The sequence below is a fragment of the Ruminococcus albus AD2013 genome (assembly GCF_000526775.1).
In the GTDB taxonomy this organism is placed as follows: domain Bacteria; phylum Bacillota; class Clostridia; order Oscillospirales; family Ruminococcaceae; genus Hominimerdicola; species Hominimerdicola alba_A.
The window spans coordinates 39,862-64,165 of the sequence record NZ_JAGS01000005.1 but is presented as its reverse complement, the minus strand read 5'-3'; the positions used below and the strand labels follow the sequence as shown (position 1 = coordinate 64,165).

Annotated in this window: 18 protein-coding genes; all 18 read left to right on the top strand. The window is 38.8% G+C overall.

Annotated elements, in window-relative coordinates; genetic code table 11:
* Positions 1-117: 117 nt before the first annotated feature.
* The 18 genes from N773_RS0117790 (at position 118) to N773_RS21560 (ending at position 23,761) form a co-directional block, all read left to right on the top strand.
* Positions 118-828, top strand: a complete 711-nt coding sequence (locus N773_RS0117790; RefSeq protein WP_024859003.1) for a hypothetical protein — start codon at positions 118-120, stop codon at positions 826-828.
* A gap of 13 nt (positions 829-841) precedes the next feature.
* Complete coding sequence (locus tag N773_RS0117785; protein WP_024859002.1) at positions 842-1,153, top strand: hypothetical protein; 312 nt, start codon at positions 842-844, stop codon at positions 1,151-1,153.
* Positions 1,154-1,458: 305 nt separating this feature from the next.
* Positions 1,459-1,668 (top strand): hypothetical protein, encoded by a 210-nt coding sequence (locus N773_RS23095; RefSeq protein ID WP_242840451.1) that lies wholly within the window; start codon positions 1,459-1,461, stop codon positions 1,666-1,668.
* 92 nt (positions 1,669-1,760) lie between these two features.
* Positions 1,761-2,711: a C39 family peptidase gene (locus N773_RS23090; RefSeq protein ID WP_024859001.1), complete on the top strand. Its 951-nt coding sequence runs from the start codon at positions 1,761-1,763 to the stop codon at positions 2,709-2,711.
* Between the two features lie 602 nt (positions 2,712-3,313).
* The gene (locus N773_RS0117770) at positions 3,314-3,883 is read left to right on the top strand and encodes an S-layer homology domain-containing protein (protein WP_024859000.1); all 570 of its coding nucleotides are present in this window, start codon (positions 3,314-3,316) and stop codon (positions 3,881-3,883) included.
* 212 nt (positions 3,884-4,095) lie between these two features.
* Entirely contained in the window at positions 4,096-5,208 is a 1,113-nt protein-coding gene (locus N773_RS0117765; RefSeq protein WP_024858999.1) for a dockerin type I repeat-containing protein, read from the top strand.
* Positions 5,209-5,264: 56 nt separating this feature from the next.
* Complete coding sequence (locus N773_RS22730; protein ID WP_196231685.1) at positions 5,265-5,492, top strand: hypothetical protein; 228 nt, start codon at positions 5,265-5,267, stop codon at positions 5,490-5,492.
* Positions 5,464-6,051: a hypothetical protein gene (locus N773_RS0117760; RefSeq protein WP_024858998.1), complete on the top strand. Its 588-nt coding sequence runs from the start codon at positions 5,464-5,466 to the stop codon at positions 6,049-6,051. Before N773_RS22730 ends, N773_RS0117760 begins: the two co-directional genes overlap by 29 nt.
* Positions 6,052-6,053: 2 nt before the next feature.
* The gene (locus N773_RS0117755; RefSeq protein WP_024858997.1) at positions 6,054-6,422 is read left to right on the top strand and encodes a hypothetical protein; all 369 of its coding nucleotides are present in this window, start codon (positions 6,054-6,056) and stop codon (positions 6,420-6,422) included.
* 22 nt (positions 6,423-6,444) lie between these two features.
* Positions 6,445-6,717 carry a hypothetical protein gene (locus tag N773_RS0117750; RefSeq protein ID WP_024858996.1) on the top strand — a complete coding sequence of 91 codons (273 nt, stop codon included), beginning with the start codon at positions 6,445-6,447 and terminating at the stop codon, positions 6,715-6,717.
* On the top strand, positions 6,710-6,919 hold the full coding sequence (locus N773_RS0117745; RefSeq protein WP_024858995.1) for a hypothetical protein: 210 nt from the start codon (positions 6,710-6,712) through the stop codon (positions 6,917-6,919). The genes N773_RS0117750 and N773_RS0117745 overlap by 8 nt, the downstream gene beginning before the upstream one ends.
* A gap of 47 nt (positions 6,920-6,966) precedes the next feature.
* A complete protein-coding gene (locus N773_RS0117740; RefSeq protein WP_024858994.1) occupies positions 6,967-7,197 on the top strand; it encodes a hypothetical protein in 231 nt (76 codons plus the stop codon).
* A gap of 1,119 nt (positions 7,198-8,316) precedes the next feature.
* The gene (locus tag N773_RS0117735; RefSeq protein ID WP_024858993.1) at positions 8,317-14,286 is read left to right on the top strand and encodes a DUF6603 domain-containing protein; all 5,970 of its coding nucleotides are present in this window, start codon (positions 8,317-8,319) and stop codon (positions 14,284-14,286) included.
* Positions 14,287-14,300: 14 nt separating this feature from the next.
* Complete coding sequence (locus tag N773_RS0117730; RefSeq protein WP_024858992.1) at positions 14,301-15,476, top strand: hypothetical protein; 1,176 nt, start codon at positions 14,301-14,303, stop codon at positions 15,474-15,476.
* Positions 15,473-16,315 (top strand): hypothetical protein, encoded by an 843-nt coding sequence (locus N773_RS0117725; RefSeq protein ID WP_024858991.1) that lies wholly within the window; start codon positions 15,473-15,475, stop codon positions 16,313-16,315. The genes N773_RS0117730 and N773_RS0117725 overlap by 4 nt, the downstream gene beginning before the upstream one ends.
* A 13-nt stretch (positions 16,316-16,328) precedes the next feature.
* A complete protein-coding gene (locus N773_RS0117720) occupies positions 16,329-19,607 on the top strand; it encodes a hypothetical protein (protein WP_024858990.1) in 3,279 nt (1,092 codons plus the stop codon).
* A 27-nt stretch (positions 19,608-19,634) separates the two neighbouring features.
* Entirely contained in the window at positions 19,635-21,218 is a 1,584-nt protein-coding gene (locus N773_RS0117715; RefSeq protein WP_024858989.1) for a hypothetical protein, read from the top strand.
* 23 nt (positions 21,219-21,241) lie between these two features.
* Positions 21,242-23,761, top strand: coding sequence for a Hint domain-containing protein (locus N773_RS21560; RefSeq protein ID WP_024858988.1), 2,520 nt, complete (start codon positions 21,242-21,244; stop codon positions 23,759-23,761).
* Positions 23,762-24,304: the final 543 nt, after the last annotated feature.

Sequence of the window (24,304 nt, the reverse complement as noted above, 5' to 3'; positions counted from 1 at the left end):
TGAGCGGTGTTGCTTTTAATAAGATAAGTATTCAATTATAATATTAACAGGATCAGTTTTGGGATACTTGGAATAAAAAAAGGGTTACTATAATAATTTAAACAGGAGGAAGTAAAAATGGGACTAGATATGTATTTGTACAAGGTATCTACACCGGAAATAAACGAGGGCGAAATTATAAATGATATACACGAAGATCCAAGATGCTCCGGTGTTAAATTTATCAACACAGATGCAGAAAATGTTCTTTGCGACACGATTAAGAAAATTGCTGTAAAATGTATTATAACAGAACGATACTATAATATGAGAAAAATCATAACGGATTACCTAATGACTTTTGATGTTTCAGAAGAACAAGCCTCAGAATATGCAAAACAATTTTGGCAAGGAGGTTCTTCACGTACTAATAAAAACGAATCTTTCAGTTTGTATTGTGAAGATAATGAAGAAATCAAAAAAACTCTTAATGGTATCTGTAATACAGACGAAAAGATTTTGGAAACAACTCAAAATATGACAACTAGTGTAAGGTATGAGTCCGATTACAATAAAATTGTGGTTGTATTTACATTCAATGACACTGATACACCCTATGAAGGCAAGTACATTACCGAAAAGAATACTAATAAATATGCTGTAAAATTGGAAGAAATAGATTATCAAAGAAAAGGTTTGAATGATACTGGATGGGGGCTGCTCCCGGAAAATTGCGGTTATTGTGATGATAAAGATCTTATCAGAAAAATAACAAAAGAAGGCGGCCTTTCAGAATCCTTTATAGAAAACTGGATCGATGATGAAACAGTGTTCTGGGCTTGGTGGTAGAAGGAGATAAACAATGAATGATGTAAAAGAAGAAAAACTGGAATACTATCAATGCCTGAAACTTCTAGAATACCTCGTAGAGATCGGCTTGATACAGAAAAATCCACAAATTCCGTCTGATATTCTCGTTTTTTGTGAGGGTAATGGAGAGGAATATCCTGAAGGATGGTATAGTGAAAATATTTTCGATGCTGCAAGAGATCTGGTCAATAAACCGGATGACCAGAGAATACTGCTTGATGCCATCGCGGAAAAGGGATTTAAAAAGCCTGAACTTCCTAAATTTGAAACCGTAAGACTAGATGTAGAAAAATTCTTCAACTAGTATAGTAATTCATGATTACAAAGCGTCTCTCTCAGGAGGGGCGCTTTTATCTTTGGGGAAATTCTAGTATAATTCAGGTATAGGATTTAATTGATAAACTGGAGGTCAGACAAGTTGTTGAGATCAAATAATAAAGGTAAAAATCTATGACATAATTTCTAAACGGAGGATGAAAAATGAAAATATTTACTGCTTATGATATAGACTGGGATGTTGATATTAATGAAATCTATGAAGCATTCGAAAAAATGACTATTTACGATGCAGCAAAATAATTATGTATCACTGCAGATACGTATGCTGATATGAAAACGGTAGATAGACATGAAATTATACGTGATAAACTTCACCACAACAGAATTAATGCAGCTGAAATATTAGGACTACCCGATGAGGTCAAAATTCCCGATTTTTTTGGATTGAAAAGCGAGAAAGATGATACAGGAGAAGTTACAGACTGGCTTTCGGACGTATATGGTTACTGCATTAATAACTACAAAGTAAAATATAGTTGATTTCAATGACTCTAACACCTCGCTATGGCGGGGTGTATTTTTGTTTTTACGTGTTTTCTTATATAATAACTGTATAAAGGAGATGTGTAATTATGAAAATAAAAAAATTCGCTATGATCTTATCTGTTACAGTTTCGGCATTATTGTGCTGTAATTTTGCTGAATACAGTTTTAATGATAAAGAAAAGGATAAGCATTTAACCGTAAGTGATTTCGACAGCACAAGTTTATTGTCTGGTGATGTGTCATGTTCATCAAAAGAAAAATCGCATTATTCATTAGAAAGGCAAGTCATTAATAATGAAAATAGCTCCGAAGCTGAAGAATCTTCATCATTAGCTGACGAGTCTGAAATATCGTCATTTGAAAGTATCTCTGAAGAAGTTATTAATGATAGTAAAAATGAACCTGCTGATTCTTCTGAATGTAAAGAAAAAGAAGATCCGTCAGATACTGAGCATGCTCAGAAACCCGGATATACTATCATTACTGATATAATTGAGCTTGACACTTACATTTATAATCAGCTTGGAGGTTCCATATATTCTTCTTCGGGATGTGGCCCGACTTCAGCGGCCATGCTGCTGTCTTCAGAAAAAGGAATGGATATTTCTAAAGATGAGATCGTTGTAAATGCATATGATCAGGGCTTTTATTATAATGCCGGATTGAATTTTACATCCGGAATGGGAGTCACACTAGAAAATATACAGGATCTTGTAAGCTATTACGGACTGGATTCCGAAATAGATCATTTATGGAATAATTCAAGTGAAGATATCATTTATACTATAAATGAAAAACTGAATGAAGGACACAGGCTTATATGCGGTCACAGAACTTTTAGCGGCACTCTTCATTATATAGTTATATACGGTAAATACTGTGAAAAAAACTGTATGTACTATAAAATAGTTGATCCGTGGGGCGGAACTGTTTATACTTGGGATCAGTGGACTCTTTCTGACAGGATAATGAGTGTTGGCGGAGATGACGAATCGACTTTTGAAGGATGTGTAAAAGGATTATTGTGGCTTAAATGATGGAGTGAATAATCCCGATCTGTGACAGTACTTTTAGGACGACTTCTGAATAGTTATGTATAAATAAGCGCACTAAACTTCGATTTAGTGCGATAATAACGTGTGAAATTTAATGATGAAAAAGCAATTGCCGGAAAGCAATTCTCCTGTTCAAAACTGAAAACTTATGTAATTGCGGATCTCTTAGGAGGAAATTTTTTTGTTTCGTTAGGGAAGTGCCACGAAAATTAAAAGGAAAAAATCATTCAACCAATAATCCATAAATATAAAAATATACTTTTATACTATTAGAATATTTTTCTCTTTGGGAATGAAGTTGAGGAAGTTTTCTAAAGGAAAGTATCAGGTGTACTTTTATGATGGCCTTGTTGTTATATTCACCCATAAATTTTACAGTTGCGTATATCTGATTTTTTGTAATTTTGCATTTCTTGCGTTTTCATAGATATAGAATACTGAAATGCTAAAAGAATGCTGGTGAACTATTGTAATATATATTGTTTAATTTAATTATATTGACAAATGATGCGAGTTTTGGTATTATTAAGTAGTTGAGGTTGAATAATTCACCTCAAATAATTTAGAAAAGGAATGAGCAAAAAATGAAGAAAACAATCAAAAGGATCGCAGCGCTAGCAATGGCACTGACTATTGCAGGTGCAGGAACATCAGTGAGTGGGGTATTCTCCGCGAATGTACTGACCGCAGAGGCAGCAACTGTTTCTGCAAACTATTTATCAGCATATGGCATGAAACGAGTGGAGTTTGTTCAAAAGCTCTACGCTAAGGCACACTACCCTAATGTTAAACCTAAGAGTATATTCTCAGATGTGCCTACCAACTATATATATGCAAAAGCTATAACGTGGGCATATGATAAAGGTATCGTAAGCGGTTATCCAGGCGGAACATTTGGGGTAAATGACACTATCACATATGAACAGGTAATACAGATGATTTTCAAATATGCAAAGTATGACGGAAGTTTTATAATAATCAAACCAGGTGCAGCAAACGATTTCAAAATGAGTCAGTGGGCAAAAAACAGTGGAGCCATTGACTGGGCTGTTACTAATGATTTAATAAACACCTCCATTGTTCCCAGAGACCTGACCAGTACTGTAAGCTCCGTAAAGTGTAGTGTTTTGTTAGATAGATATAAAAAGATATAATTAGTTATCAAAATACCTTACATTCATCAAAACTAAGACCTTTCTGAGATCAACTACGTTGTATTTATGGAGTATAGTAAAAGCTTATAGCAACTGAATATAACCTGTCATTCAAACATCTCTCTTCGGAGGGATGTTTTTTTATTGCAATAAATTTTCACATATAATAAGAATGCGACATTTAAACAAAGAAAAAGAAAGGAATGGTAAAAATGATTATACTCAGAAAGATCGTAGCTTCGCTGACAGCACTGATGATACTGGGAAGCGTATTTACAGTAAATGCAGGCGCTGAAACTTTTTATACAAAAGGGGATATAAACAACAGCGGCACAGTAAATACTACTGATATAATCAAGATAGCTTCTCACATAAAAAACAAAAAAATGCTTAGTGAAGAGCAGAATGATATACTTGTACCGTATACAACACTCTGGGCTGCCGATGTCAACAGGGATGGAAAACTCAATATAACTGACATCACTACAATAGCAGCTCAAATAAAGAACGTAAAAAGTATTAGTAGCAGCACTAATGCATTTAAAAATGTAAGAAAGCTAACGACTCCTACCGAAACTGATATTATCGCAAGAGCACTCAGACTTACCGAAGCTAATCTCAAATACTACTCACCTAATGAGCCCAGAAAATATGATTTCACAAAAGGAAATGACAAAGCTGAAAAAATCATCCTTAAAGAAGGAATAGACTGTTCGGGTATAATAAATTATGCTCTGGGTACACTTGGAATAGAAACAGAAGGTCTTCGTGGATCAAGCAACACTAATGCTGCACAATTTGGATATACTCCGGCAGCAACAGGTGACTGGCTCAATAAATTTAACGTAATAAAGCCTGTAAAGAATGCTTATTGGATCGTTGACGGAACAAAGAAACCGATGAAAGTGTTGAAAAACGGTGTTTCTACCTCAAAACAGAAGTATTATCAGTACGGGAAGAATAATGATATAATCCCTGTAGGCTCTATTGTCGTTGCCTTTGCTGAAGATAATAAAGGAAACCGAATGGCTAATGCAGATCATATGTGGCTGTATCTGGGCGAATACAACAATGCAAATGAAGTCAGAAAATACATAGCTTCACTGACAGATAAGGCTCCTGGGGATATTATGACCAAGATAGGCTCACAGAAGATAGGATATAATAGCAACAACAGCGATAATGACGGAAAACACTGGAGACTTGAAAGCACGGGTACTTGGCACGGTTTTGATAACTTCACCGGACCTCAGATCAACAACGATCTTTGTAATAATTCCAAAACCCAGTACCTTATCTATGTTTTTGCCCCGCCCACTTTTTGATAGTGTATAATTTGTGTCACGCGTGACACAAATAGACCAACTAATAGAACAACTGAATGATAGCACTGGCTGGTGTATCATTTGTTCTATTGGTTGGTTTATTGTTTTTGCTTCATTTCTATGACGTATTATATCTTCTTGTATTTTCAAATATAATCTATTCAGGAATATTCATTGATAGCTTGGAGGTCAGACAAGTTGTTGATAATACTTTCAAAACACATATCGAAGAAGATAAAAAGGAGCTTAAGAATTATGAACGAAGTAAAAAACGAAATATCTGAATGGAAGGGATATTCTTTTGAATTCAGAAATGACGCATATGAAGTCAAGGTACGTAATCTTGAAATCGAACAGGATGAATACACTGTTTTTCTCTATGCAGATGATATCAAAGTGGAGAGAAACGGCAGTGAGATGACAGAAAAAGATTTTGGAACGACGTGGTCGGGACGGAAAATGACAGAAAAAGATTTGCTGCAGCAGTCACTTGCTCTTTACGTCAACGGTGTGAAAGATTTTTCTATGCATGAAAGTCTGGACGAATTGGATATCGTATATAATAAGCTACATGAAAAGGGAAGAATCAAAGATATTAATGAAGCTTATCTTACTCCGGATGGTCACATCTTGCATCTTCAGTTTGCAACTGAAAACAGTATCGGTTATGTAGGAGTTGATGATCTTTGTGTTGCCATTCGTGCAGATACAAAAGAGCCTATCACAGATATTGAATTTTTCTACGAACAATTGGTATACGACCTTGTGAAGGAAAATACAGCATTCATTTATCAGACCGAGGAGTTAAAGGAATGGATCAAAACTTTCGAAACGGAGGAATAAACATGGAAATCACCGAAGATAAAATAGTATATGGTAAAAATACCTTTACAATAGTAAATGAAGTTCCTGATGGATATAAAATATGGAATATAGGTCCTTATATGCTGAAAGGATTCATTCCGCTGTGCCGGCTAAAACAAGAACTTTTGCAAAAAGGACTATATGTAATAGAAAAAGATTGTCTATTAGCAATAAAGTCAGAAGGATCAGATAAGATAATGGCTGCGATAGGCGGAGGATATCATACGGTAGCTTTAATGGAAAAATTCTTGTCGGATAATCCTAAACCCAAAGAAGACAGTTGGGAAGCAAAACAGATATTACGCATCAAAGTAGCTTTACCGTATATGAGAAAGATAAAAGGACTATAAAAAATACAAGGAGGACGAAATCATGTCGAAGATCTATAGAGTTCCCGTTTATTATCAGGTTAGTGAATACGTTCCGGTGAAGGCTTTTTCTAAAGAAGAAGCGATAGAGTACGTTCGTAAACATCAGGCTGAAATACCTACCCATTGCGGAGATGCCAATTATATCGATGAATCTTATGAGATAGAGTCTGATCCCGATGTTGTTTTGGGGTGTGATGAAAAATCAGGACTCTGGGAAAGGGAAGTATGGAACAATGAATATTATGATGCCACAAAGGAGAATAAAGATGGATAATCTGAACGGAGACTACATTAGAGGTTATACGACAGCTCTAATCAATGTACGGAGTTTCTTTGATGATCATTCTGAAGCTATAAAAGTGAATAAGATGTACAATCAGAACTGTGTTCGTGCTGTTCTTAACTTTCTTCTGGAAAACAAAGAGGAAATGCGAGAAATAGGAACGATCAAAGATATAGTTGTTTCAAAAGAATAAAGTGATCATCAAAAAAAATCGGACGATATTTCTGAAAGGAGCGTACAATGTATAATAAGTACGAAAGTAGATGGAATCTGATACAGGAGATACTTGAACTTCAAAAACAGTATCATAAACTGTATACATCAAGTAAGATCACAAAATCAGCTATATGCGAACTTGTTATCCCTTTCAGAGATAAATACGAGCTATCCGATGTTGAAGCTCTTAATATAGCTAAAGAGTTTTGTAGTATGGAACGGATAGTTCGTCTTGCTGAAAAGTTGTTTCCTTGAATAAGACCTGTCTTTTACAAACGTCTCTCTTCGGAGGGGCGTTTTTTCTTGTTATTTGCAATCATCATCTTTAGGACTTATCATAAAATTAACGAACTTTCATGCAAATTCTAACAAGTTCAGTCGTTGATGCTTTATCTAAAGGCATCTCTCCTCTGATTATATTCTTCTGACGTTCCGAATAGTAGTACCTGCTTATACATAAACAGCTCCTTTCATATAATATTTATTTATTATTATACAACCGAGTGAGGTCAAAATCAAGTCAACATTTTTCTTCTTGAAAGACTAATAAAAATAGAGATGTTTGGCACAAATAGCTTTGTATCAGGCAACTATAAACGTGCCCCCCTTCAGATATAGATGAGTTGACCTAAAATTAATCAATCTAAAGTCTTCAAAATCTTGCTCCAAAAGCTCATTTTTAAGAAAATTAAAAGGTTCGATTTTTTGTGTCACGCGTGACACAAAGTATATAACCATCCGACCGGAAAGTAATGATTTTATCTTTAGTGTCTTTCTTGTATAATATCTTTGTATGCATGATTAAATATTAAGTTATTTGAAGTAATAAACGAGCAACTTTGTGTAATGCATAGAACTTTATCAAGTGTGTTGAAAGTTATTGACAATTGTCCACAATTCGTTTATAATAAATTTATCAAAAGATGAAAACTATATTGCTATTTAGTTGTTCAATTGTTAACTTTGTCTAATTAAATAGAGGCGGTTAAAATAGACATTAAAGAGTAGGATTTTATAACGAAGATCGATATCAATACCATAAATTAGGAGATAACCCAAAAAGCGATTTACTTCTCAACGATTTCAAATACAAAAATGATGTATTATTTAATATCGAAAAGATAGATTATAGGAAAATATTAACCGGAGAATCTAACAAAGTTATTAGATTTGAGTATGAGCTTTCAAACTGTATTGTTGCTATAATTACACAAGTTTATCCAATCATCAGAAAAATATTTGGAAAGGAGGCAAAATAAAAAGATTTTGTGTTTTCAAAATAATGATCTATTCTGAGTGCCGTGTTAACATCGATAAGTCATTATAAAAAGATAAAGCCGATGATACGCAAATAAATAATAAGGAGGTTGTGAGATGATCTTTTTCATGATCAATAAAGGCGAGGATAATAAAGTCAAAGAAGATGAATACTTTGAAATCAGTGATTTTTATGATGAAAAAACTAAAGGTAAGATCACCGAAGCTAACATTCAGTTGATTGCATGGAATCAAGCAAAGAGGAACGGTAAGTTTTCGGATAATGTTAAGCAGTTGTTTACTAATATACTTGATGTTGCAACCCATGATGATGTGTGCAATAATTATGCAGCTCAGTTCAGTACCCTTTACGCAAAAAACGATGAAACGATAGACATCATTGGCGAGTTTAAAAAATACGTAAATACCTATAATCCCGATGTCAAGAATGAGGATGATATATCTGGTATTTTCAAAACAGTTTATGAATACTGGGCTCATCCTATGATCGGTAACGTTGCAAACAGTCCGCAGTGCAGACCGCAGGATAATATAGATCAGTATCTTAAAAATTGGGCAAAGTTTGATCCAAAATATATGTCGGAAGAAACTAAAGATAGAGTATTTGAACTATGTTGTTATCCAGGAACTGCAGGCTTGAAAAAACTTGAAAAGTCCAGCCGTGATCAGGTGAGAATTTGCAAGGACTGGACAGAACTAGCCAGAGCTGTCATAGGTGAAGTCACCGCATATATTTCTAAAATGCTGGAGAAGATATTCGCATTTGATTTGTGTGCATCTAAGAAATTGGAAGCGAATCAAAAAAAATTATTGGAACTGATTGTTAATTGCAATTATAAAACTGGTAAAAAATATAAAAGCCTAAAAAATCTGTTTTTATGTAAGAAAAATAGAATGGAAATGTTGGAATACATCTATTTCTATTATAAAAAAGATCTGGACAAATTGAAAAGCAAGGAATCGCAGTGGTATTTTTTTGCATCGTTTATTAATTCTATCTATGAAAAAATAATACCTGATACTGAATTTGAAAGTGTAGTTGTTACAGCGGATGATAAAGAGATCATAAAAGGAGTGCTTGATAGAAGCAAACTTATGCCCGCGACTATGCGTTGTGCGATGGTTTTCAATGCTGTGCGTAAATTTGCTTATGCAACGGGTCAGATCAGAAACTCGATCGAATATGATGAGATAGATAGAAGTAAATTTTTTACGAAATGCAAAGTCAAACTTGCTGCCGATAAAAATTTTATCCCTACTCTCGAAGAAAACATGAAAGGTTTATTATGGAGTTGGACAAGAGATGAAAAAGATTATACTACATTGACCAACAGACATTATCTTATGCCGCTCTGGGCAGGTCCTTCCGGTCATTCAAATGGAATGATGGGATTTGTTGATTATTATTTTAATGATTACAGTAAAGATCATTCTGTTTATTTTAACAAATCTGTCGAAAATGCAAGAATAGTACTGCCGTCAATGTTTGCTTTCTGGAGATTATATTATGATAAACGGATCACGGGTGTCCATTCCTTAGCCGAAACATTTGATGCATCATTGTATTATTTTTCAACATGGGATAGCAAAAATAAGAAGGAGAAAAACTCGTGGTGTAATTCTGAGATAAATCGTCAGATAAAAGAAGTTGAAATACTCAAAGCGCTTGTCAATGAGTATGACGATCCTATGGATCTGCTTGATGGTAATGCTGTGTTTGGTTCGATCGTTGTGATGTACAGACTCTATCTGATCTACTATAAAAAGGATAAAACTATATCAGAGAACATAGCACTGCTAAAAGACGAGATCGAAAAGCGTAAAAAAGCTATGATGGATAAAGGTCTGATGGTCATTGAATGGTCGCATGACATAATCAAATCGGGAGAAAAAATCAGAGAAATGGTCTCTTCGGTGCTTAGCAGTGTGCATATTACCAAACAAGTTGTACAACTTCCACCACCTGCTCAAGATGCCCCGCCCATACCCCAAAAAGCATTCTCGTTGTGCGGCTCCTCCGATCGCTTCAACGCACTTACTGAAAAGATACAGCAGGCACAGGATCAGCATGAGGACTTTCAGTTTGTCAAAGATGAGCAGTTTGGCATCGACCCGCCGCAGTGCCTGACTGATAACGGCATACAGGACTTTGTTGGCGGAATGGTATTTAAAAATATCTCCGGTCTCACATCAGCAGATTCGGTGCTTACTTACAATGCTGAGGTAGATACTTCTGCCGATTGCTGGACGGCTGTCAAGGAGATCATCTCGGGATTTAAAACTACCGAGAACATCTTGTGTACCGTAACGGAAAACGAAGAAATACTCGTTTTCAAAGGAGAGATAGAGTTCGGCTGCTCGGTAACGATAGGGAGCGTTTCGCTGTCAATAGATAATTTTACATTTGAAAGCGGACTTGATAATGACTGGATCTCTACAAGTATAAAAGGTTCGATCACCAATGAATCGGTCGATAAAGATAAAACTTTCGAAGTAACGCTGTATCAGCAGCTTTACACAAGTTCTCTCACTATAGTCGGAAAATGTGCTGATGAAAATGATGTATTTACTCTCACCGACCTTTTCAGGATGTTCGGGCTGGATGATATAGATGTAAGCAAGGTTCTTCCTGCGGATGAAAGCATTTTCGGTTCGCTCGGAGTGAAAAGTGTGGAGATGGAAGTTCAGCCGGGCAGTCTTGTTCCCGACAAATTCAATTTCGTCATCTCGGCTTCAAATGCGTGGGATATAATTCCCAAAAAGATCTCATTTATCCCTGTATTTGAGATAGATATAGACCATCCTTCAGGAGGGGATACCTCGGTGTTCTGTTCGGCAACAGGCAGAACACTTATCTGCGGTGCGGAATTTGATATAACACTTACAACTGACCTTACTATATATGCGGGTCTTGCAGATGGTACTGCTTTTAATTTAAAAGATTTCGTGAATATATTTGCTCACGGTGTTGATTTCCCTGAGATCAGCGTTACCGACCTTACCCTTATGGCTGATTTCAATACAAACGATTACTCTTTCTCTGTTGCAGCTTCCGATATACTCTCATTCGATGTTGGCAGCACCGAACTTGGCATAGATAATGTTGCATTCGGACTTTCTTGTGTAAACGGAAATTTTGGTGAAGTCAGTCTTTCAGGTACATTCCGTCTTGGCGGTATGGAACTGAATGTATACGGCAGTTACTCTGGTGATAATGCGTTTAAGTTCACAGCTGACGGATACAATGATACAGAATATACCCTCGGTGATCTTATCACCGATATTTCAGCGGAATTTGGCTGTGATATTGAAGAAACTTCATTCCCTGCAGAATACCTGACAGCATTTATCAGAAGTCTGTACGTTTCATATGAATCGAAAAACAATGCATTTACAGCAGATGTTGATATTGCAGATGTTTTGAAATTCGGTGATTGTTTTGAAGTTGATGATATCAAATTCCATATAGGTTCATCGGATGATCTTGCTCTGGAATTCCTTATCAATGCTTATATTAAAATAGTAGATGTTCCTGTCACACTTGAACTTAAAATGGACGAGAATGGCTATTCATTTACAGGCAATGTTGAAATTAACGTTTCTGTCAGTGATGTTCTCAAGTCATTCAATATAGACACTAGTCATCTGCCTGAATTCATACTCGGTTTTACTGTCAAGAATGTTGATATCGCATTTGAAGTCGGTGCAGACACTAATAAGATCCATCTTGGCATAACAACTTCACTGGGCGAACTGACTGTTGATGTCGGATTCGGTGCGGAAGTCACATGGAAATTCGTTTACGCAAACAGCAGTTACTTTGATATTATCGATATGCCTGTTGTCGGTGAACTTATAAAGATCATCGACCCGAATGCGAGCGGTCTGACTATCGGTGATTTCAAGATAACCGTTTCAGATAAAACAGGACTTACACTGAGCTGCAAAGCTTTCGGTGAGAACTGTGAAGTGTCGTTCTTTGAGCCTGAAAAGCCTCAGACACAGCTTGCACAGAATGTCGGTTCATCGGGCATCGCGTTCACTGGTACGGCTGCGTGGTTCAAGATTAATAAGAACATCCTTGTACTTACTGTACCTAAGATTGGATTTGGTATAGATGAAAAATATATATCTGTACTTCTTGATGCTTCACTTAATGTTTCACCTCTGACTATCTCGCTGCAGGAAGCAGGCATAGGTGTTTCTCCCGAACCTTTTGGTGTAAGATTCTACCTCTCGGGATTCAGTGTAGGATTTGATAACGGAATACTGTCGATAGGCGGAGGTTTCTCGGCAACAGAAAACAGTGGAAAGACCGAGTACTCTGGTATGCTGATGATCCGTTTCAAAGATTTCGGCCTTGCAGCTATGGGCAGTTATTCTGAAGGTTCTATGTGGGCGTATCTGTCACTTAATGCACCGATAGGCGGTATACCCGAATTCTTCGTAAAGGGTATCGCGGCTGGCTTCGGATATAATAGAAGACTGATACTTCCGCCGATAGAAAAGGTGGCAGAGTATCCTCTTGTGCTTGCTGCAATGTGTGGATTCGATAAGAATCCTAAATTGCTTGAAGATTTCAAAACATATATGGTCGAGGAGAGCGATCAGTATTTCCTGACAGCGGGATTGAAATTTACTACCTACGAAACGCTTACAGGTCTGCTGCTGGTCACAGTATCGTTCGGCAATGATTTTGAACTTGGTTTGCTGGGATTAGCTGACCTTACAGTTCCGCCCAATATCGGAACTGACTTCATCGCAAGAGCACAGCTTGCTATAAAAACTTCGATAAGACCCACCGAGGGCGTATTCAGCGCCGAGGCACAGCTGACTAATGAATCATATATCCTTTCAAAAAGCTGTAAGCTCACAGGCGGATTTGCTGCATACCTATGGTTCGGCAATAATGAACACAGCGGAGATTTCGTCATCACTCTCGGCGGTTATCATCCTTCTTTCGTAAAACCCGATCATTATCCTGTCGTTCCACGACTGGGACTCAACTGGAATATAGATGAACATATAAAGATCATTGGCGAAATTTATTTTGCATTTACGCCAAGTACACTTATGGCAGGTGGAAAACTGAGCGCTACCTATTCGCAGGGCGATCTCAGAGCGTGGTTCACTGCGTATACGGATATGCTTCTCAACTGGAAGCCGTTCACATACTATCTGGCAGTAGGGGTAACTGTCGGGGCTTCGTATACTGTGAATATATGGAAGATACACAAGACATTTTCTGTTGAACTCGGTGCAGATCTTCATCTCTGGGGTCCCGAGGTAAACGGAAAAGTCAAGATATCGTGGTACATAATTTCATTTACCATATCGTTCTCGATGGGTGAATGCAGTTCAAATGATCCTCTTAAATGGGAAGAATTCAAAGATTCGTTCCTTACTGATGGTTCTTCCGGGAATAAAGAAGCTAACCTCCTTGAAGATAATTTATCTGATATTCTTACTATCTCACTTGAAGGTGCTGTTGGTCAGACAGAAGACGAAACTCCGATCATATCATCACAGGGTCTCGTGATATCCGCAGAATCAAAGATACCAAAGGGTGAAGCGTATGTCAGACCTGTCGACTCTCCTCTGAAATCTGAACTTACAGTAGTCGTTGAAAGAGATAGTGATGATATAACAAGCAGCTTTGATAGTACCGATATCAAAAGAAACCTGCCGGCAGCGCTCTGGGGAGAAAAGCCCGAAGATAAACTAAAGGAAAACCCTGTAAGAGAACTGGAATGCGGAACGAAACTCACTATAAAAAATAACAAAATGGTTTTGTTCCCTGAAAACTGTTACATAGTTCTTTCGGAACTTTATGAAGATAATACAATCGGATATGGAGAATGCTTTGCTTTCGCTGATGATGTCAAGCACGAATATTCAGATGAGGATACAATAGAAATATTCACTGCTAATGAAACAGATCTGATGGAACAGAAGAGAAACGAATTTCTGAAATCACAGCTTATCGATGACAGCGTCAGCATAACAAAATTTGCAGATGAAGCCGATAACTGGCTTGCAGAAGAAATACTGATCATAAGATCGTAAGGAGATGATAGTATATGGATAATCCGGATTCCAAGTTCAAACTTGCCGATAGCTGTATACCTCCTTTGTACGAAGGAGATTACACGATAAGGCTTACGCAGGAAGTGACGAAGCCTGATAAAGATGAATTCAGCGTTAAGAAAAAATTCTGTGTTGCAGCTAATACTGAATTTCTGTCGGAAGACATGATATTCAGTATATATCCCGCCAAAAATCAGCAGGGTGATTTTTCGACTGACCTTCCTTTCATGGTTTTCAACGATCCTTCATACCCGTGGATGAAGTATGCGGGAAAAGACTCAAGCAATCTTGATGTGCCGTGGATAGCGCTTATTGTTGTTAAAGAGGGGGAAGCCGAGGAAGAAAAGGACGTAAAGTATTCCGAACTTGAAAATGAGGCGGGAGCAAATGTTTTCTTCCCATACAAAAAGACAAAGAATACGGCGTGCAAAAACGATGATCTTGTCCATATCATCAAGCTCAAAAAAGATCAGTTGTCATCCTTGCTGCCCAATAAAGAAGACCGTGCATGGCTAGCGCATTACAAGCAGGTATCTCTTTCAAATGCGGAAGATCGTCTGACTCATCAAGATGACAATTTCTCAGCTGTTATCGCAAACCGTTTCCCGCCGTATATTGAGGGAAGTATAACAAAAAGCACAGTACATCTTATTGCTGCCTGTGATTATGACGATCTTGACAGCACAGATGCCGAATTTGTAAATGTGATATCGCTTTATCACTGGGATATCTATTCCGAAAAAAATACGGACAAATCATTTGTAACGATAGTGGAGGGGCTGAAAGGCAATTCACGTTCGGTAATGGACGGCATGCTGAAACCCCATTATCTGAGGACAGGTGAAAAGACTTATTCGTGGTATCATTCTCCGCTGCTGCCGGAAAAATACATACGTGCCGACAATATCAACGGCGAGGAAACTTTTACCGCTGACGGAAGGCTGATATACAATAAAGAAAACGGTATCTTCGATGTTACATATTCTGCTGCTTTCAATCTTGGCAGACTTGTCACACTCAGCCATTTTACAGAGGCACAGGAGATAGTCAGCTGGAGAAAACAGCAGAGGATAAAGGATCATCTTGATGATCTTGAAAAGAATACCGCTATCGACGATTATGAATTGAAGACAGTGGTGATCAGACTTGGGGAGGGAAAACTCAGATGAAACGAAGACTGTTGAGAAACGATCCCGGCCGCGGATATGTACCCGTGCAGATACCTGTGGGGCTGGAAGATTATGCAGACCGTCTAAGACTGCTGAATGATATCCCACTGACATATCTTTTGACCGATGTTTCAGACCTTCCTGAAGAGAGCATAAGATTCGGTGTGGTGGATATAAACTGGACGGACGCTTTCATCGACGGTGCATTTTCTGTCGGACGTGTTTGCGGTCAGGATGGTCATATGGATAAAGAACACATAAAGTCTGCCGTAAAAGAAAAGCTCTATTCGGAAACGCCGCGTATGAAAAGAATGCACGAAGCGCATAAAAAGATAGTGCTGCATTCAGCCGAAAGAAAACAGGCTACGGAAGACTATTCAGTGATGAGCGCCGTGCTGATTAGGTCTGAGCTCATATATACTGAAACGGGTTTGAATTACTTGGGCTTCAACAAAGCGGGCGAAGAACTGCTGATACTCAGGATAGAAAAGATAGCTGATGATATAATAATATGTCTATTCAGCGGCATAATAGATGAGTTTATCATTGAAGAACCGTGTACAAACCTGAAGTTCGGCTGTTATTATGATAACAACAAAAGAATGATAGATCTTCGTTCTGCATCGGACGATGATTTTGGAAAAAAATCAGGTTCATTACAGTTAGGTAAAGATTGTGTTGATACAAACGGTTGTTTGCACGCTAAACAGCTTTCGGCTAAGATCGAGGCTGAACTTATAGCAGCAGGAAAGCTTGATACAAAAAAGATTACACCTGCACGTTTTGCGTATGAGATTATCTCAGTAGCGCACAGGGCAAAGTTCTGTGCGGGCGAATAAAGAGGGTTGAAATATGGCTGAAAAAAAACTATCCGGTATAATAATACCCATGACAGTGCTTGCTTACAGAGTACAGAACGGAAGCAAGAATGTTCCTGCGCTGGCACCCAGTTATAAAGAAGCATATCATGCCGATCTGGGAAAAGATGTTTCTCCGCAGGCATTCAATGCAAACGTTGAATTGCAGGAGGGTCTGCACCTGCATTTTGTTCTACCTTCCGCATTCAAGCACGGCACTGAAAAGACAAATGACGACGGCAGCAGAACGTTTGAATATCCGCTGGTACCCGACAGATATATCGTAACGAGAATGTATACTGATAAGAAAACGGGCATGATCGTAAATGACTGCAATATTGTGGAGAGCAATTTCTGTTCAATGGAAAGCGGTGATATTAAAAGTATAACCATACCTTTTTACGGACAGGATGATACGCTTGAATATCGTTACCTCGGCAGACAGTACACCGGGTTTGAAGAACCGCCCGCTATAAATGCAGATGACGGATACATAAGCGATCTTTGCGGTGTAGGCGCGGGCGATCCTGTGTTCAACGCGTATTATCCCAGCTGCCGCAGCGTATTCGGATACTACGACGATCTTGACGGCGTACCCTCTGATGCGGTGCTGACTTATTCGGTTATAGGTTACTACTCTGATGCAGAAAACGATCCGTTTTCAGCTGTCAGAAATGAGAAAGAAATGAAAGATCTGCTTGAAGCGATGCAGCTGAAAGCGGAGGATGAGAGCATATGCAATTCCTGTCTGCTGTTCGGTGAGGTATGCAAGGTCGATCTATCCGAGAAAGCTCCTCTGCCCGAGAACGAGATAAACGCGGGTATAGGAAAGACCTCGGCAGAAGCGCTTTCGGCGGTGATATCTTCAAAGTATACTGAAAAAGACCTTGAACGTATACTCACGATGATACAGTACGATATGGTCGATGAGAGAGATCAGATCGACGGTAATTTCAAGGTCGATGATACTATACATTCATACGGTTTCAATGCAGCTGATCCTATCGAGACAGCGTTCGAGATAGTGTTCGACAAGGACGCTGAATTAGAAGACACCCCGGATGTACTGGCGGAGTATTCGGAACTAGCGCTGATGAAGCACAGATTCGGTAAGTCTAGAAGACTGCTCGAATATAAAAAGAACGAGCTCTATTATCTCTGGGAGATGTATAAGAAAAATAGTACTTCAGAGGTCATAACAGGCAGGATTAACACTGCGGTAGATGAGATAAACAAGCTCAGGAACGAAATAATTCAGTACAAAAGGGATCTTGATGCAAAGCTGTTCACATTCCAGAGTAAGATCGACAACGACAAGGTGCGTATCGAAGATGTACCGACAAAGCCTTTCTATTCGCCGAAAGATCCTGCGCTGATGCTGTTCGGAAAGGGGATCAGCAGGACATATGCTTTTGGTGAGGACGGACGTTTTGAAGACGACAATACTCTGTACTGTCTTACTTCTCCGCTTTCATGCGACGATACAGAACACATCAAGGAGCTCATATCTTCAAAGGTTTTCAATTCCGTTATCGACACTGAAAGCTATCTGGGATTACTGGTAATGACAGTATTGCTTGATAATGATAGCGATCCTGCAGGTACCTGCGGCGGAAGAAAGTATTCGCAGGTGATGGTCAATAGAGAGCCGTATGAAGAAGTCAGCCTTTTCATGGAATGGGAATCGGTATTCTTCAATGACTATACCGACAGTACGCCCTCAAAGAGTGCATTTGACTATGAAAACACAGACTATACCTACGACGGAGAAAAGACGCAGAATTACAGGCTGTGCATGGGAACTTCCGTGCTTACGCCATACGGAGTATGCAATCTTGAGAACAAGCTGAAAAAATATATCGATGATAATTTCGATGCCAAGGATAAAGATGACATAAAAGATATCCTTGATAAGATACATGATATCCCTGCTTTGTCTCAGAGTCTGGGAGGATTTACGATCAACATGGCAGCACTTAAATATGTTTTTCAGCTGCCTATGGATACGACAGATGATCTGACGAAAAAAGTGCATGATTGTCTGTACATGAAAAATCCTGAATACTATGAACCCGATCCCGAAAGGCGTGCAGTGATCGACGATACCGACGTTGTACCGCTGCGTGAAGGATTTCTTGACCTGAGAAAGCTCTCGATAGTATCCACCTTCGGAAACAGAAGGAAGATTATCGAGGATGATAAACTTGTATCGGGAACGGAATATATCTCCGAAAACCTGTATCCCGTGGTAGATGACTGCTGCTTCCTGCCGCTTGCACTTACAACGCCCGCAAGACTTTCTCCGCGCTTCGTATCTGCAATAAACGAAGCTTATCCGTCTTGTACGCTGCCGATAAGTTCACCCATTATAGGAATAATCACGCCCGATATACTTAACAGAAATCTCAATATATTCGATAACGAAGGCGATCTGATCGGAATAATAAAGAGGGTATACAGAAATAAAAAGGTAGAAGGAAGATTTAGAGAAGCTGCAGGTTATACCAAGCCCATAGATAGGAGAATAACAGACTTTATCAAAATGGTAGCACCTGATAATAAAGATTCATCCTGTTTCATCGAGCTTGTTGATCTCATCGAGAAAAAGCTTGATGATACGATACCAATGTATCAGAGTGACTTCATCTTCGGACGTGTCCTAGTGCTTGCCGATATGGATATAGTACTTGAATACTACGGCGGGACTGAGTATTCCAAAAACTCGGGCGGCCCCGATGCAAATGATGATAAGGGACTTATGGAACAGGGATTCCCTGTTATGATAGGCGATATTGAAAGAGTTTCCGATGGTGTGGTATGCGGTTTCTATGATGGCTTTGGCAAAGCGTTTGCACCTTTTGGATATGATACATCAAACAACAAGGTCATCAATGCGGCATATCCGACAGTCAGCGGTGAAAAGAACGCGAAGGTCACACTGCTTTTGGATCCCTCGCTTAAAGTAACAGTATCCACAGGGTTCCTGCCTGTTGAACAGGTACAGATAAATGCGAGCCACACCGATCTCACCGGTATGGATCTTATGTCAGCTGAGATGGATATGCTCGTTTCCGAAAAAGACCATATTCAGACACCGGATTTCACAAAGGGTGAAAAGTTTGTAAGAAAGTATCCTGTGCTGGAAAATGATACTTCAGGTTACAAAGAACTTGAAGTTGTTAAGGCTGTGCCTGCGATAGGTACAGTAGAAAAAACGATCATAACAGACGGCTTGATTGTAAAGAGGGCTGCCGCTGCTGAGAATAAGCAATAAGAGTATTATGAACGGAGGTGAAAAAAAGTGGGCGATTTAAACGCATATTTCCCTGAAAGTATATCGTTTACGACTCAGGAAAACTGCATAGTTAAGAATGATTTCTATTTCTCTTTCCGCAAGACTGTTACAGAAGGGGAAAAGTGTATAAACACAGAAAGAACAGCGGGGAAATATCCCAGGATATATATCACTGGTCTTGAAAAACTTTTCAGAGATGACGGGCATCTTGGAAATACGATGGATCTGTTTGCCAGATCTTTTCACGCAGTCGGTACTGATGACTGGAGCGTATCATACGGCAAAAACGATAAAGGCGTATCATGTATCGTGGTAACGTGCAATGCATTCAAACTTGAAAGTGAATTCACGGTCGATATCGTGTTATCAGATAAGGTGGAATTTACAGGTGAATTTAAAGACGGCGGCTCGATCTGTGCAGATGTTGAGTTTGTCGATTTTGATACGATGTGTACCGACCTTAGTGCTGATATTGTAAAGAGCGGAAGCCCGATAAGAACTGAATCTGTCGCTTATATAGATGATCTTGTGCTGATGGATGCAAACGGGAGAAGAGTAAGTGCGATACATAAGGGGGATGTCGGGCAGATAAGCTGGTCACTCGGGAATGTGGATAAAGTATCCGCAAGTCTGTGCGATGAAAACGGATACGTTGTAACAAATCTTGCGCCGTATTTTTGTAAGATTGACAAGGACAGAAGATTCACATTGAGTGTTGAAAAAGATGGCAAAGTCGTGTCGAGGTCATTGCCCGTATACAGGACGCTGTGGAAAAAAGATGATACGGAGGGAGAAATCTCACTGGATCCCGATGAAAATGCGTATAATAAGTTTTTTACATATAACAGCAAGTATTATTATTACAAGCATCCCTATCTTTATGAGAGTGAAGACCTTATAAAATGGTTCAAGTTTACCGAATATTTCGATGCGCCGAAAGACCATCTGTATTACACTTGCAGTTTTTCTGAAAGCAATTCGGGACTTATAATATGTTATACGTGTGAAGACCATATCATTTACAGAGAATACCAATTCTGCGGCGATAAGTGGGGTGATGAGAAGACAATAGACAATGTCCGCTGGTCGATGACCCATGCGATAAAGAGATACAGCGATACGATCATCGCAGGTGTTTCGGGTGATATGATACAGGTGTATACGATAACAGAAAACTCAATGTCAAATCCATGGACACTTCTGACACCGGAGCATCGCAATGTCATTTCAGTGGACATGATCTTCGATAAGGATCTTTTGTTAGCTGTTTTGTGTGATAATGGCAGAGTATACCTGTACGATGTCGATGATGAATTCAAAAACAACATATTTGAATTTGAGAACGCAGACCAGAAAAGGGTTGATCTGGTAAAGACCAATTCGGTGTATATAGTGCTTGACGACTACGTTTTTGAGATAGATGACAAGGACAAGTTTCTGGATATGCATTTCTCGCTGCGGGAAAACACTGCGAAGAGCGAAGGGGTCACAGATAATGCTTTTCAGATAGTCGGTGAGCGGGACGGACTGACTTTTTCTGCAATCATCTGTAACGGTGAAGACAAGGAGTTATGGAACTACAAGTTCTGAAAATTAATGGGAGGAATTTTATTATGGTAATATCAAATTTAATGGAACTCAGCGGGCACATCGATGAGGTCGAGCTGGTAGATAGTGGTTGTATTGTTATAAATTCGGATAAGAACAAGACCGAACTCATCATAGACAAGCTCATAAATAATAAGACAAAACAGACGGAAAATGTTTGTGATTTTCTGATACATGGCACTAATGGTACTGATGCTCCGGACGGAAGCGGTGAGAACGGTACTGACGGCGTTGACGGAGGTAAGATACATATAAAAGTCAAAGATCTTGTGAATGATGTTCGTGTAAAGGTCAAGGGTACTAACGGCGGAAACGGTGGTAGCGGTGTTTCGTATGAAAAAACAGGCGGAAACGGCGGAAACGGCGGAAATGGCGGAGACGGTCCATCTGTATTTTTTGAGTACGGTCATATCGGAAAATTATCAACCGGAATCCCTAGCCAGTTTAAATGGGAAACAGGCTGCGGCGGAAATGGCGGTGATGGAGGATCGTGTACCGAACCTGTCGGTAATGGCGGCACAAAAGATTCCGCACCTACTATCGGCGGAAAAAACGGAAACGGTGGCAAAGCGGGAAAAGCAGGCAAGGCAGCTGAATGGCAGACTTCGTATTTGAAAAATGACAATGAACTTAAAAAGCCGCTCGATCTTTCCAATGAAGATGAATATAATTATTTCGTTAGTCATTTTGGCGGAGAAGAACAGCTGAAAAAATACCCCGAGATGTGGAAAGCCATTCAGAATAATAGACTCAGAAAATCATTTGTAAATGATGAAGAACCTCTCTTCTCATTCGATGATACAGCATCAAATGCGAGTCTTCTGGGTGATTCGGACAGCAGCAATGGAAAAATGTCGTCAGCTTCAGATTATTTCAAGTTCCAGATAAATAATGTTATTGTTCTGAAAGATTGTGAACAGACCGATTCAAAGGAAGAAAGAGAGAAAAAGAAGCACCCTGAGTTCGTGTCCTGCCTGAGAAGTATGATGATCAACGGATACGGTATGGAAAACGATGAGCCTATCACTATCTGGCAGTCACCTTCTGCACTGGTACAGACAGATTATATCTCTCAGATATCAGATGTGACCGAAACTGATTATTTTTCTGCTGATCTTATAAGAGATTTTAATTTCAAAATTTCGATAGCTTATATATATCTTGATGCTGACGGTGTATCATACCCGGTATTGAGCAACAGTATAGTATTAAGGCAGACCAAGATCCTGTTCTATAATTACACCAAGATAATTGAACCTTGTTATAATCCCGACAGACACAAGACACCGGGCGAAGATATAATGTTTTTATACGGCAGAGACCCTGATCAGAATCCCGATTGGGCAGGTGCTGATTATTACGGCGGTGTTTACAAAGCTCTTGCTAAGGAGGAAGAAGGCGGCAGAAAGTATTTTGAGACAACAATCATCCCGGTTAAAGGAGAAATATATTTTGAAGAAGATCCCGAATTCTATCTGGAGAATATCCAGGTCATACCGTTCAAGGGCAAGAGCCCTGTGGGCTTTGAATATAATGCAGGTGTCCCAAGACTAAGCTATTCCAATAACCAATATCATACTATTGTATCTTATGGTCAGGGCTTAGGACTCGATGCTTCGAATCTTCAGCAGGCAATGCAGGAAGCCGGTGCATTTGAGGTCATTCCTTATAGCAGTGACAAAACAAAATGGAAAGTGTCCTTTAACTTCTGTCTGAAAAATGAGGGACAGTATACTGAATACGGAAGATATGACTGGCAAAGCAAACTTGAAGATTCAGGATTTTTCGGAGATGATTATATAAAGAATGATTGCCTGTTCTTAGCAAGTATAATGCTTCGTTTGAAATATAGAAAGAAAGAAGGCGGAGATTATATATATGATGATCTTCAGATCTGGATCGAAGGTAAAAACGGAAAGCTTCCTGATGATAATCCCAACTACTTTGTAAGCTCTCATAACAAAGCGACAGTATATATACCCAGATTCGTAATAGCATGGGGCTGTTATGCAGCGGATACACTGATAAATACTGTTGATGGAACAAAGAAGGCTTGTGAGATCAGAAGGGGAGACAGACTTCCCGTATACGGCGGAAAGGTACTTACAATAAGCAGCGTGATGACCGGTAATGACAGAGCGATATTCAGGATCACGACTACCGACGGCAGAAGCATCAGAGTATCTGGCGGACACGCGATGAAGATGTATTCCGAGAAATATCCCAATGGAAAAAAGATCGCAGCAGCCAAACTTAAAAAGGGTGATCGTCTGATGACTCCCGATAATGTGGTAGAAATAAGCTCTGTTGAGATAGAGGAATACAACGACAAGGTATACAACTTCACATTTGAAGAAGAGCATTCTTCAAATTATATCATGGCAAACGGATTCTGGTCAGGTGATTTCAAAGCACAGAATGAGCCCGAATTCTGCGAAATACCGGAAAAAACTATGGCGATAATAAATGATATGAAGCAATATGTCAACGATATGAAAAATAAGCCAAATCCCTTAAATGTATAATTCTCATAAAAGAGGCTGTTGCAGCAGCCTCTTTTTATTGCAAATAATTTTCCTTTATAATTAAAACATAAGATAATTATTGATAATTTGGAGTTAGAGAGATTATTGATAAATAAACTTAATAAGACGAAAAAGTTCATATAATGCGCTGGACTTTGAGCCGATTTTATGCTATAATGATTATAGATAATTAATTTCATTAATACGGTGCGAATGATAAGCTCACATAAAAATGCTGGTAGATTCGCACTTTATTTCGGGCAACTCGGTGTCCGTAAATCGAGAAGTGTTCGTGAGTCTACAAAACTGTAGCTGAAATAACACTCGATAAGGTTTAAACAATACACATTAAATCCGTGTATTCAATTTTATTTGTAAAATTTTGCAGATTCAATCTGCATGGTACAAGTAGATTGCGAGTCATCGATATTATATATTATACATTACCATATTTGACGCAATCTGCACGGTACAAATAGATTGCGAGTCATCGATATTATATATTATACATTACCATATTTGACGCAATCTGCACGGTACAAA

Excerpts from the sequence above, each read along its gene's own strand:
- N773_RS21560 (WP_024858988.1), top strand. The coding sequence starts at position 21,242 with ATGGTAATATCAAATTTAATGGAACTCAGCGGGCACATCGATGAGGTC.
- N773_RS0117765 (WP_024858999.1), top strand. The coding sequence starts at position 4,096 with ATGATTATACTCAGAAAGATCGTAGCTTCGCTGACAGCACTGATGATA.
- N773_RS0117735 (WP_024858993.1), top strand. The coding sequence starts at position 8,317 with ATGATCTTTTTCATGATCAATAAAGGCGAGGATAATAAAGTCAAAGAA.
- N773_RS23090 (WP_024859001.1), top strand. The coding sequence starts at position 1,761 with ATGAAAATAAAAAAATTCGCTATGATCTTATCTGTTACAGTTTCGGCA.
- N773_RS0117755 (WP_024858997.1), top strand. The coding sequence starts at position 6,054 with ATGGAAATCACCGAAGATAAAATAGTATATGGTAAAAATACCTTTACA.
- N773_RS23095 (WP_242840451.1), top strand. The coding sequence starts at position 1,459 with ATGAAAACGGTAGATAGACATGAAATTATACGTGATAAACTTCACCAC.
- N773_RS0117785 (WP_024859002.1), top strand. The coding sequence starts at position 842 with ATGAATGATGTAAAAGAAGAAAAACTGGAATACTATCAATGCCTGAAA.
- N773_RS0117725 (WP_024858991.1), top strand. The coding sequence starts at position 15,473 with ATGAAACGAAGACTGTTGAGAAACGATCCCGGCCGCGGATATGTACCC.
- N773_RS0117720 (WP_024858990.1), top strand. The coding sequence starts at position 16,329 with ATGGCTGAAAAAAAACTATCCGGTATAATAATACCCATGACAGTGCTT.
- N773_RS0117760 (WP_024858998.1), top strand. The coding sequence starts at position 5,464 with ATGAACGAAGTAAAAAACGAAATATCTGAATGGAAGGGATATTCTTTT.
- N773_RS0117730 (WP_024858992.1), top strand. The coding sequence starts at position 14,301 with ATGGATAATCCGGATTCCAAGTTCAAACTTGCCGATAGCTGTATACCT.
- N773_RS0117750 (WP_024858996.1), top strand. The coding sequence starts at position 6,445 with ATGTCGAAGATCTATAGAGTTCCCGTTTATTATCAGGTTAGTGAATAC.
- N773_RS0117740 (WP_024858994.1), top strand. The coding sequence starts at position 6,967 with ATGTATAATAAGTACGAAAGTAGATGGAATCTGATACAGGAGATACTT.
- N773_RS0117790 (WP_024859003.1), top strand. The coding sequence starts at position 118 with ATGGGACTAGATATGTATTTGTACAAGGTATCTACACCGGAAATAAAC.
- N773_RS0117745 (WP_024858995.1), top strand. The coding sequence starts at position 6,710 with ATGGATAATCTGAACGGAGACTACATTAGAGGTTATACGACAGCTCTA.
- N773_RS0117770 (WP_024859000.1), top strand. The coding sequence starts at position 3,314 with ATGAAGAAAACAATCAAAAGGATCGCAGCGCTAGCAATGGCACTGACT.
- N773_RS22730 (WP_196231685.1), top strand. The coding sequence starts at position 5,265 with ATGATAGCACTGGCTGGTGTATCATTTGTTCTATTGGTTGGTTTATTG.